The sequence below is a fragment of the Cysteiniphilum halobium genome (genome assembly GCF_003574425.1).
GTDB lineage: Bacteria > Pseudomonadota > Gammaproteobacteria > Francisellales > Francisellaceae > Caedibacter > Caedibacter halobius.
Genome location: NZ_QLIU01000017.1, coordinates 78626 through 89427, shown reverse-complemented (window position 1 = coordinate 89427; position 10802 = coordinate 78626). Strand labels below are relative to the sequence as shown.

The window sequence follows — 10802 nt, the reverse complement described above, 5'->3', positions numbered from 1 at the left end:
ACATGTCATTATTTGATGACCGCAATTAGTTTAATGCTGATAATAATCAGCAAAATAGCGAAACAACAAAATGTTACTTCTCATTAAAGTAAAAAAATGTAAAGGTGGACAAAAGACGTATCATCAGCACCAGTTAATAAATGTCGTGGAGGCAGTAGCACAAGCTTATGTTTTTTAACATAGGCTTGGTGCTATGTTTGTTGTTTGTGATTAATATTCTGGCGCACTTGACCATCACTTGTTTCAGCTAAACGCTGCTTGAAATCGGCATAATCAATATCTACTTGATTGCGTGCCTGTAAACTGGCAAATTGCTCACTAAATCGTTGTAACTCCGCCAACTCATCCCCATAAAATTCATTGACTGTCAGCATAATTGCCTCTTTAAGCGCGTAACCCTGTTTGCGATAGTTTTTAACAGCGTCCACTTCCTGTCTTTTCGTTGACGTAATAATCTTTGAATAAGGGTCAAGAAAAAATCGATGCTCTGATGAAAACTCACCGCGCTTAACTAAAAACGAGGAAAACCATGCCTCAGACGATGGACGAAAGTGTTGTATTATCTTAATCTCGCGATCAGGAAACAAAGGATTCTCTTTATTCTGTTTGGCAAATGCAGCAAAAGTGGCATCCTGCGACATAATGATTTTAATCGCTGCTTTCTCATAACCCTGTGCTAACAAACTGGTACTGTTTAACTCCTTGACCGTTTGACCAATAAAGGCAAGGGATGCGTTCTTTTTACGATAGGTCGCAGCAGCTTCCGAAAATTTATCCTGCAAGGTTTGTGATTCAAAGCGCATAATCTGTGGTGCTTCTTCAATAAAGAAGCCTTTGGGCTTTGCGTCTCTGGATAAAATAATCCGATTATTAATATCAATCGATAATGCCATCATTAACGGATTAATCATCTCTTTAGATACACCCTCAACCTCAACACAGATAAACGGTGAATCAGGGTCAAGCTTTGAGGTTTCATTAAAAATCTTACTGTGTGTCTTACTGTAAGAATCCGTGCGATAGACCTTTAATAAATCCAACCAGTCAGACAGTCTTGTGTCACAATGTCCGTTATTTTGGGCGCGTTGCTCATCGACCATTTTTTTAAGCTCATCCCACACATGATCAACCTTGGTGTTGGTTGTAAATTGCTGATGCGCGAGCATTACCGCTTGGGTCAGTTTCGCAAATTGCCACGGACAAACATCCTTTTCTTTGGGCTTACCAATCATATAAAACAACTCCGCAATCATTGAAATGGTATTGGAATAAACCGAATACACATCAATATCAGGGTCATTCATCAGATCAGGATCACTTTCCATTTGCTCTAAATCCAAATAACTAAACGGATTTAAATACAACTCCATCGCATTAATGTGCCGACCCTCAACGATTTCAACCAAATCACGGAAAGAGTTACCCTTATCAATTGCCCATGCATACCCTCCCATTGCCACAATCTGATAAATCAGCAATTGCGCCAATACCGATTTACCTGACCCTTTAGCACCTGCAATCACCACATTATAGGAATCTGTGCCCATCTTAAATAAATTCAATGGCGCAAACTGATTCTTAGCTGTTGTGGTGATCAAACCGTAACTACGCCCTTGATGCTCACCCTTATCAGGGTCATATGCCCCTTTATAGTCACCAACGATCGGTAAAAAACTCACCACATTCGGTGATTTCGTCCGATGTCTTGTGCCTGAGCGCTGGCGATCATCACTTAACGGCGCGTAACAAAACGGAAAAATACTCTGAAAGATTTGCCCTTGTAGATACTGGCAATCCTGTAACTGTAAACCATGTCGAAATAAATTCATTGCCGCTGCCACATCTTTTTTATAATCTGCTTTGCTTGAAAACAAAATTAAGTCCATCGAAAACGTACAGATGCGATAACGGTCATCCTCAAGCCCACGATGGATGTCACGATACTCGCTTAATTCATCCGATAAGAATGGTAATAGCTTTTCAAAACCAATCGATCTTAATTTATCTAAATTTTTAATCTTCTGACGCGTTTGTGTATCCGATTTTAGTTTATCTTCAATTTGAAAATTCGTTGTCCATAAAAAAGGACAGCGCAAGGATAATCCAATGTTATTGCTTGAGCTTAAAAACTCAGGTAACTGCGTCATAAAAAAATCACTCGGCAATTTTTTTAAGCTTAAACAGACCACGCGAACCTCAGCTCTTTTAACTTTTTTATCTTGTTCACCTTTTTCAACTTTTTCAACTTTTCTTTCTTCTTGCCCCCTTGCTTGTGCTGATACCACTTTATCTACATGCACTACTGATTGTCCTGACGCATGATTTTCACCATAACCACAGGTTTCATCCATAAACGCAATGTCAATATAATTTGCGTCTATCTGATCAATTACCGTTGAGGCATCACATACTTGCTGATTAAGATAATCGTAAACATTATGATGATACTGGCTGGGCGTTAATTTTTTGGGATTATGATTGATAATATTGCCAACATGCGCCATTAAATCCTCAGCAGCCATTGCTTGATACTGAATTTGTGCCGTAGACAATGCAATTTCAACATCTTCTTTCACCTGTGCCATCTTACTGGCATCCTGAGCAATACAGTGCGCAAAGAAATACGCTTCATAGTCTTTTAAATCAAAGTGCGCGTGTTTGCCATAACCACTGGGGAAACCATCAATCAACGCTTTAATCGCCAGATTTGCCTGATGGTTGGCAATATCGGCATACATCCCACCTCGCTTAGAATGCACATACGCGTTATACTGGATTTTTTCCAGTAACTGTCGATGCCCTAACAAGCTAAACTGATAACTGAACTTTTTGCCCGCAGGTAATTTACTGACGATCATATCGTTTAAATCTTTAGCAAGATGGATATTTGCCCCTGTCAAGGGTGACAACTGTAAGCCAAAGCCATAGCCATTTTTAGCGCATTTAGCCTGCCTGCTTAACAACCCCTCACTGGCATACTGATTATGAAATATTCCACGTTCAGCATCATAAAAACGATAAGGTAGCAAATGATGAAAATGCCCAGCACCCTTGGGCTTGGCGTATTTTTTTAATACTGCAAACGGACTGTGATGCTCAAGCTTAAAAGGGAAACACAGGTTTTTGATACTTTTGATACTTTTAAGCTTGTTTATTTTACTTCTTTTACTTACTTGATTCATTTCACTCATCTTACTCATCCCCCATCGCTTTAACCGCATGCACGGAATGGTTTAACCAATTGGCACCACGCAAGACCGTGTAAACGATACTTGGCTCGTTATAATTACCCTCACTATCGATATAATCAAAAATCATCATCTTTTGAATCGTATCACCAACACGCACAGGCTGACCGATCGCAGGCACAGTGAATGCTGAACCACTCGGTATTGTTGTGATTCCTTTAACACTTTTAAGTTTTGCTCTTGCCTTTATGTCATTTATTGCTGTTGTATTTGAACTATCCCCAGCATAAGATACATCAGAAAAATAAGAGAGATCATCTGATGATTGCGCATAAACCTCACTCATCGACACACAGCCTTTAATGCCACCAATACGATCACAGTCAAAGCTACTGCTAAAAGTTGAACAGCCTGATAACAGACATAACCAAAGTAATGATAATAAAGCCCATATACGCGATAAATGTGATAAATGTGATAAAAGGGAATTAAAAAATACGCGAAAAAACAAAGTCATTAAAACCATTAAAGTCATTCGCTGCAATAAGGGTAACAGGGTCATGATGACCTGCTTATCTTGAACTGAATCCATCGCTAAAACCTCTTGAAAATTATAATTAAAAAGTTTGAAAAAATTGAACAACCATCGACACAATGGTTATCTTGATCGTGGTAGACCATCAGGTAGTGGTGCTGATAATGCATGTTGTTCTTGTGTCAGCGTATTACGCTCATCACCACCAAAAGGATTCACTGAGGATGCATCATAGTGATTGGCAATTTGATCATTTGGCGGCATATTGTAAGCAGGCATCCTCATCGAGGATGTAGGCGATATTGCTGATGTCGGCACATTTAATGGCTGCATATTGGCTTTTTTTATCTTTTCCTCACGTGCTGCTTCCACTTTCTGCTCATACGCACGAATACGCGCTTCATCAACAATAGGAAAGCCTTTTAAAAAAACAATATTCACCTTAGCACCCGCACGTAAATCAATCGTTGGCTGAAATTGCTTGGCAAACTCAATATAATATTTGCTGATCTCACCAAAAGATTGAGAAGCCCCTTTACCCAAAGCATTAGGTAAAATCTTTGAAGCATCAATCGTTGTCGTTGCGCCTAAAGGTGACACAGACTGGGTTTGTGAATATTGTGAGGCTGATTCACCTAAGCCTGATAACAGCCCCGCAATCCCTGCATTCATAATCACCTTATCATTGCGCAGTTTAAATTCACCACGAATACCATTTTTACCGCTCAAATCAAATGCCGTGCCCTCAACCCCAATATCTAAGATTGAACCATCTTTGCGTACCAGTGATAAATGTTCTAAGCGCACCATACCCCTTGATGAAGAAATACGCCCATAAACACTGGCAGTAATAAACGCACCCTTAAGTTTCGATTGTTTACCATTGGGTAATATACAATGATTTTTTACCTCAAACAAAATCGGTGAGGCATCACCTTGAGCATCAACGCCTGCTTGCGCTTCCGCAGCACCTAATAGCTTGGCTTCACAAAAAGTACCTGTTGGCACATAATTGCTATAGTTACGGATATACTGGCTACCCTCATCGTCCTTTTCAACTACCGTGGTCGTGAAACTCACCGGTAAGCGCACAACGTGAACTGGCTCTGTATGGGCATAATGCCCTTGACCAAAAACCCCTTGATTATTTTGATTGTTTTGATTGCCTTGATTATCCCATTGACTGACGCTTTCACCCTGTGGCATTGTTGGTTTGCCATGGGAGGACTGAGCGGATTGAGCAAATTGAGAGAATTGGTTGCTATTGGTCACTATTGACATTAACGCGTTGGCTTTTTCCGCTTTGTTTGTTTTTTCTGTTTTGTTAGCTTCATCGATCAACCGCTGTGTTTCCTGTTGTTGCGTTGAAAGCTGCTTTTTTAAATAACTGTTTTCTTGTTCAAAATGCTGACGTTGACGATCAAGAGAATCATTCAATGAATGATTTTCTTTTGTCAGCTTATCCAACTGACTGACCACATCATCAATCTGACGTTGCTGATGGGTCAAAGCGCTTTTATTGTCGTCAGCAGTAAACGTGGCACCCTTGATTTTAACAAATTCACCCGCAGCCAATACTTTGTCATCACCCTCAATCACCACGGTTGGCTTAACCTTTGCCTTGGATGACATAAAAATCGTCAATAACCAGATAAAACCACCTGCAACAGCGACAAAGATCATCAAGGTTAATAAACGTTTCTTTGTATCTTTATTTTTTTCAAAGACAGTCGCATCAATCATCGTTTGATGATGATCAGTTGATACAGATTCATTTTTGTCATTTTTGTCATTTTTGTCATCTTTCTCATTTTCTTTGTTTTGATCACTGTCGTTAATGTCATGCATTTGCCCAGTAACATAAGGACGACCTGCTTCATGCATGGCGTTTTTCTGAGTACCCTTACTGCCTTTACTACCCTTACTATTTAACTTAACCTTAAATGCATTGCACATACGCTTAAGCTGCTTATTAAGGATTAATACTTTTAAAAACTTAAACATCACTCGCGCCCTCTTGGATTAAGGCATAAAAGTAACCCACTTCCCCCGATGCCAGTTGTTCTTTACTCAATGCCCCTGCAACCATGCCTTTTTGATAAAACATTTTAGGGTGTAAGTGAATAACCTGCGCATTGACGTTTTGAATCGCATAAACAACCCCTGTTAACATACCCCCTTTAAATAATCGTACAGGTTGATAACTCAACCCCTGATTCAGTTTTTGATGACCTACGGCATTTTCTCGATGGTTAACATGATCTTCCATCGGAATCTCAGTCGTTGTATACCCTTCTGGTAATTCGCCTGTCTTTTCATAATTGATCATCGCGCGTATTATCGACACCACTAAGGTTCGATACGGTGTTTTTTTCTCAACGTCATGGGCTTTAAGACTGCTACCCCCTTGAGCAATAAAGCCAATGGTTTGACCACTGTTAACCTCTGGTACCGCATATAACGTAAACTGTCGCCCTGATGCTGTCAGCACAAAAGCCGTAAAGCCTGTGCCTAAACGTGCGGCATTGCCCAACGTCACTAACGCATCCCCTGTCTTATCCAAACGATGACGATCAACAAAACAAAAGCCCTGTTGACAGGTAAAATCAGTAATTTTATCCCCCTCAACGTATAAACGATTGCTGTCTGTTTTAGACAAACGCACCGTTAACGTCTGATGATTACTAAAAGGTATCCGCTTGGCATCCAAGGGTTTAAGGGTCGAAGGATAGCTACTATTAACCTTATGTTGGTTGTTGTGATCGGCTGTCCATTGGCTTAAGGATGTTATCTCCTCTGGTGAAATCTCTGCCACTGCTTGATGACGCTTTGAATTTGTCTTTTTATTCGTATCATTACCCTCTACGGCAACAGGCATCACCCCTTGCTTTTTCATTGCAGACAGTAATCGCGCCTCATCTGTCTCCTCTGTGATGGCATGTTTATCTGCCCTTTTATCAAGCACAGCAACGCTATCTGCATGGGAGACATTAAGTGTTGTCTCTGCAAAGGCAATGTGATAAGTCATAAAATAAGTAAGTAGTAAAAGAAATAAAAGCAATACAAGCGATATACGCGATATAAGCGATGCAAGCAATATAACCATTGTTCTGATCAATTGAACACACCTTGCGCCTTGTAAACTACATCGATGCACTAAATGCTGACTTCTCCCGCTAAAAATCATCATAAATAACTCCCTAAAAAAACTATGGCTTCTTAAGCTCAACAATATCTTTGACATGCAATGAGCCATTGTAATAATCAAACTGCACAATAAAGCGGACTTCCTGATGTGAAACAAGACGTAAACCCACCCGCTTTTCTAACATCCCCTTAACCTTCACTTGCAAGCGCTCAATACTCATTTCCTGCTCACTAGGATAAAACACTGAAGAAATACGTCCCTCTTGGATGTCCTTAGCTTCTTTCTCCAGCACACTATTTAACTGACCCCATGTTTTCGGTGAAGTATGGCTTTTTAGTACCCGATGATTTAACAGTACATTATCGGGTGATACATTCAGCTTCATTCCCAGTAAAAATAACGCCATCTGCGCCAAATAAGAGTCATCTGGCTCAATCAGGCTAATGCTCATTTGATGACTTAACACAGGTGGCACTAACGTCACCATTTTATGTTTAATCGTCTGATATAACGCATAAGCAAGCACAATCGACACCAGTGACATAAAGATAAAGCCAATCTTAAGCCAGCGATTGACATACTGACCTAATGACTGACCCAATTGATGATGTGATGCGTCCATAAACGCTCCTATTTAAATTAAGGGTTTAACAATAAAAACAACAAAGGTCAAAAAAGCGAAAAAACTAACGTAACCAGAATCGCTGAGCGGAATCAATGGTTTTTTTAAATACCATCTTTGAAATTGGCTGACCTAAAAACCAGTACATCGCTACCGCTAAAAATTGAGGACTACGATAGCGCTTTAGGGTTTTTAAACCAAATATCCAAGACATACCAATTAAAAAACACAGACTTAAATGACTGGTGATCACCCCTGTTGCCATTACCACAAAGGCAGGGGCAATTTCATCGGTCGTGCAGCCCATCGTTAAGCGCGGTTTATTCAAATATTTACACACGCGTGTAAAATCCTGATCTTCTTCCTGATTTGCCATATCAAGCACCAAATCCTAGTGAACCTGAGTTATAAACACCCAGTAGTACGGCAACTCCTGCAAAAATCGTTACTGCCATTTTAATATTCCCTGCAAAAAAGAAAATCGCAGAAATGACCAAGGCAATACCGCCTAAAACAATCTGTCCCCAACTGCCTGAGCCAACCGCATCATTGACTTCTTTAGTCAGCTTTGTTTTATCAACCGCCGCTTCACTGACCAAAACAAATAACAGCGACAGCACCACAGCAAATAAAAGGGCAATGCCCCATGACTTTAAAGATGCCCATGTGAATTGATCTTTGAGGGTTTGTTTACACATTGCTAACATAATGTATGCTCCTTTTGTTGATGTATAGTAATTTTGATTGGTTTAATACGTGCGTTTATTGTGACGAAAAAATAAACGCGTGCTTCTTCACTTCTGTTACTGAGTTGAAAATAAAAACAGTAGAAAAAGTGGGAAAATTGAAAACAGTGGAAAAAATGGGAAAAGGTTAATAATCAAAGCACTGGAATGCCTCAACTAAATGGTAATTGACAATAATAGATAAAACAGATTGTGCCTTGACACTAAATGACTTATTTTTTGTTTTTTATTTTTCACACCTACGTCTTATAAGGTTTTGCCTGATAAACATAATTATTGGCATGATTAACATCACTTTGTACACTGACAACCTCTGCGATTGGTTCCTGCTTAAAGCGTATACTTGATGAAGTTGTTGAGCAGCCTGTGATCACCATGAGTGTTAAACCGCTAATGATCATAACCACAAAAACCTGTGCATAATGACATAACTGAACCTTCAATCGCTGGTTTGGGTGAGGAAAACTAAAAAACATAACTGACCCCCAAGCTCAATCGATAAATCGTAGGTATTGCTGATTTGTCACCATACACCGTCTGCTGCGACTTCAATAGATAGGGTAAATAGGCGCTAAAGCCTGTATCGATCGATAATTCTTGCGTTAATTGATACCCAGAATACCATCCTAAAATTGGGGCAATATTGCGATAAAAAGATGTCCTTCTGCCTTGAGCATGTTGACCTCTTCTATCGTCACGCTCAATCCAACCATAGACAAATCCCAACCCCGCACCTGCACCTAACTTAATACCATTGCCAACATAATAGTGATACTTCAACATGCCTGAAATATCATACAGTGACGTTGTGATCGTTTGATCAACCCCACTGAACACACTTTTACTATTAACCGCAAAACCCAGTGTCGGGGTCAACGTTTGCCGTTGATCAATGACAAAGCGATAACCACCATACGCATCAAAGCCAAAGTATCCTTTTTGTCTGCGCGTATTGGCTATACTGCCTTGCACATCATTAAGATTAAAGTCACTGCCCAACAACCAACCCTGTTGTCCATCTAATCGCTGCTGTAGCGTTTCTCTATCTGGCAACGGTTGTAATCGATATCCCGCGAATGCGCTATGCAACCACACAGACGATACAATGATCACTGCACTCATCACAAACACCTTGGCATAGGGATATCGCTTAATAAAACCAATCAATCGCTGATAAATCGATACCATCTGGCGCATCATCGCAATGACATAACGCTGCCATTGGTATTTGACAAAATAGTAACGACATATGCGCTTACCAATGAAAGCGGTAATGGCAAAAGCTACGGTTAAAAACAGTAACATAAAAAACCAGTTCATCGTTTTAGGTGCCCGACCTATAACACATACTGCCAACACAAAAAAAAGAAATAACCAGAAAAAGTAAGTGGACACCTTGCGTTCATAGTATAAGAATCGCTGACCCATGTGCTTGATGCTCTTTTTTGCTGCTGCAAATTGCTTTGGTTTATCCTCTTTTTTACCTTGTTTTTTATTCTTTTTATCCTGTTGAGATCGATGACGTGAATATCGATTAAACATCATTTCCCCCTTTTCTTTGTTTTTGTTCTTGCTCTTGCTGATTGCGTTTTCTCAACTGATAATCAATATCCGTCAATATTGCTAACTGCGCTTGTTGATAAGCAAAGGTTTTTGTATCTTTTAACGCTTGATATTTAACTGGCTCATTTTCTAACATGCCAAGATTAAAAGCATAAGGAGCACCCGCTAAAATTTGTTTATTCGTGGCAAAATCGCCAACACTACCTCTAATAGCTAATGATCTATAAATATCTTGAGATTTAGATATAATTTCATTGCAACCACTACTATCATTACAGCTATTATCTGCAATGCCCTTGTAGATGCCGTCATCATTTATATTTGGTTGTTTTATTTGATCAGATGCACTATCTCTTAATACCTTAGCCACTGCTGCAACTATAGGATAATTAGATTGATGAATAATCATCTTTTTTTTCGCTGTTAAAGACTGATCCAAGACAATCTCTTGCGCCACATTATAAGCATTAACTACATCTTTTTTTAATTCAGCTAAAGCCTTTAACTCTATGTTTTGATAAAGCAAGGACTCAGCGACATTTTCAATTGTTGGGTTAACTATGGCTTTTTCAAAAGCTTGTTTTTTAGCTGCATAAAAATTTAATACATAGTTTTTAAGCTCATCATTTATAATCTGGTTCACTACATCTTTCTGCTCTTGATTGCTTACAGTTTTAAAGCCATCTATAAAACCACAATCTGTGTTTATATCTGGCGCTCCCTTCTTAATAAAATAAATGCTATTTGCACTGGCAACACCCGTCATGCCAAGACCAATAGCAAGCAATACAAGCTTGATTTTCTTTTTAATGATCATTATTTACATTCCTTTTTGTTTACACATTACACTACCCAATGCTTAAAAAATCTTTGTTCTGCTTTAAACTGAATGTCGATTTCTTCTGCTTATCCAGATTCAAAACCATCTTCACTATCCATAATTGCTTACCTCTTGGTTTAAAAAATAAATCCACCTCATTAAGCACAGCTACCGCGATTA

The 10802-nt window shown here is 39.3% G+C and carries 10 protein-coding genes; all 10 read right to left on the bottom strand.

Annotated features, from left to right (window positions below; translation table 11 throughout):
• Positions 1-191: 191 nt before the first annotated feature.
• Entirely contained in the window at positions 192-3191 is a 3000-nt protein-coding gene (locus DNK85_RS04600; RefSeq protein WP_162896525.1) for a TraC family protein, read from the bottom strand.
• A 1-nt stretch (position 3192) separates the two neighbouring features.
• Positions 3193-3780 carry a type IV conjugative transfer system lipoprotein TraV gene (traV, locus tag DNK85_RS04595; protein ID WP_119328399.1) on the bottom strand — a complete coding sequence of 196 codons (588 nt, stop codon included), beginning with the start codon at positions 3778-3780 and terminating at the stop codon, positions 3193-3195.
• A 66-nt stretch (positions 3781-3846) separates the two neighbouring features.
• Positions 3847-5727, bottom strand: coding sequence for a TraB/TrbI/VirB10 family type IV secretion system protein (locus DNK85_RS04590; RefSeq protein WP_119328398.1), 1881 nt, complete (start codon positions 5725-5727; stop codon positions 3847-3849).
• The gene (gene traK, locus DNK85_RS04585; protein ID WP_162896524.1) at positions 5720-6913 is read right to left on the bottom strand and encodes a type-F conjugative transfer system secretin TraK; all 1194 of its coding nucleotides are present in this window, start codon (positions 6911-6913) and stop codon (positions 5720-5722) included. The genes DNK85_RS04590 and traK overlap by 8 nt, the downstream gene beginning before the upstream one ends.
• 19 nt (positions 6914-6932) lie before the next feature.
• On the bottom strand, positions 6933-7493 hold the full coding sequence (gene traE / locus DNK85_RS04580; RefSeq protein ID WP_119328396.1) for a type IV conjugative transfer system protein TraE: 561 nt from the start codon (positions 7491-7493) through the stop codon (positions 6933-6935).
• Positions 7494-7557: 64 nt separating this feature from the next.
• Entirely contained in the window at positions 7558-7869 is a 312-nt protein-coding gene (gene traL, locus DNK85_RS04575; RefSeq protein ID WP_119328395.1) for a type IV conjugative transfer system protein TraL, read from the bottom strand.
• Position 7870: 1 nt separating this feature from the next.
• Entirely contained in the window at positions 7871-8200 is a 330-nt protein-coding gene (locus tag DNK85_RS04570) for a hypothetical protein (RefSeq protein ID WP_119328394.1), read from the bottom strand.
• A gap of 278 nt (positions 8201-8478) precedes the next feature.
• Positions 8479-8715, bottom strand: coding sequence for a hypothetical protein (locus tag DNK85_RS04565; protein WP_119328393.1), 237 nt, complete (start codon positions 8713-8715; stop codon positions 8479-8481).
• Positions 8705-9781 (bottom strand): hypothetical protein, encoded by a 1077-nt coding sequence (locus DNK85_RS04560; protein WP_119328392.1) that lies wholly within the window; start codon positions 9779-9781, stop codon positions 8705-8707. The genes DNK85_RS04565 and DNK85_RS04560 overlap by 11 nt, the downstream gene beginning before the upstream one ends.
• Positions 9774-10619, bottom strand: a complete 846-nt coding sequence (locus tag DNK85_RS04555) for a hypothetical protein (protein ID WP_119328391.1) — start codon at positions 10617-10619, stop codon at positions 9774-9776. The genes DNK85_RS04560 and DNK85_RS04555 overlap by 8 nt, the downstream gene beginning before the upstream one ends.
• Positions 10620-10802: the final 183 nt, after the last annotated feature.

Bases quoted from the DNA above. Each gene is read 5' to 3' on its own strand.
- DNK85_RS04600 (WP_162896525.1), bottom strand. From the start codon at position 3,191: ATGAGTGAAATGAATCAAGTAAGTAAAAGAAGTAAAATAAACAAGCTT.
- traV (WP_119328399.1), bottom strand. From the start codon at position 3,780: ATGGATTCAGTTCAAGATAAGCAGGTCATCATGACCCTGTTACCCTTA.
- DNK85_RS04590 (WP_119328398.1), bottom strand. From the start codon at position 5,727: ATGTTTAAGTTTTTAAAAGTATTAATCCTTAATAAGCAGCTTAAGCGT.
- traK (WP_162896524.1), bottom strand. From the start codon at position 6,913: ATGATGATTTTTAGCGGGAGAAGTCAGCATTTAGTGCATCGATGTAGT.
- traE (WP_119328396.1), bottom strand. From the start codon at position 7,493: ATGGACGCATCACATCATCAATTGGGTCAGTCATTAGGTCAGTATGTC.
- traL (WP_119328395.1), bottom strand. From the start codon at position 7,869: ATGGCAAATCAGGAAGAAGATCAGGATTTTACACGCGTGTGTAAATAT.
- DNK85_RS04570 (WP_119328394.1), bottom strand. From the start codon at position 8,200: ATGTTAGCAATGTGTAAACAAACCCTCAAAGATCAATTCACATGGGCA.
- DNK85_RS04565 (WP_119328393.1), bottom strand. From the start codon at position 8,715: ATGTTTTTTAGTTTTCCTCACCCAAACCAGCGATTGAAGGTTCAGTTA.
- DNK85_RS04560 (WP_119328392.1), bottom strand. From the start codon at position 9,781: ATGTTTAATCGATATTCACGTCATCGATCTCAACAGGATAAAAAGAAT.
- DNK85_RS04555 (WP_119328391.1), bottom strand. From the start codon at position 10,619: ATGATCATTAAAAAGAAAATCAAGCTTGTATTGCTTGCTATTGGTCTT.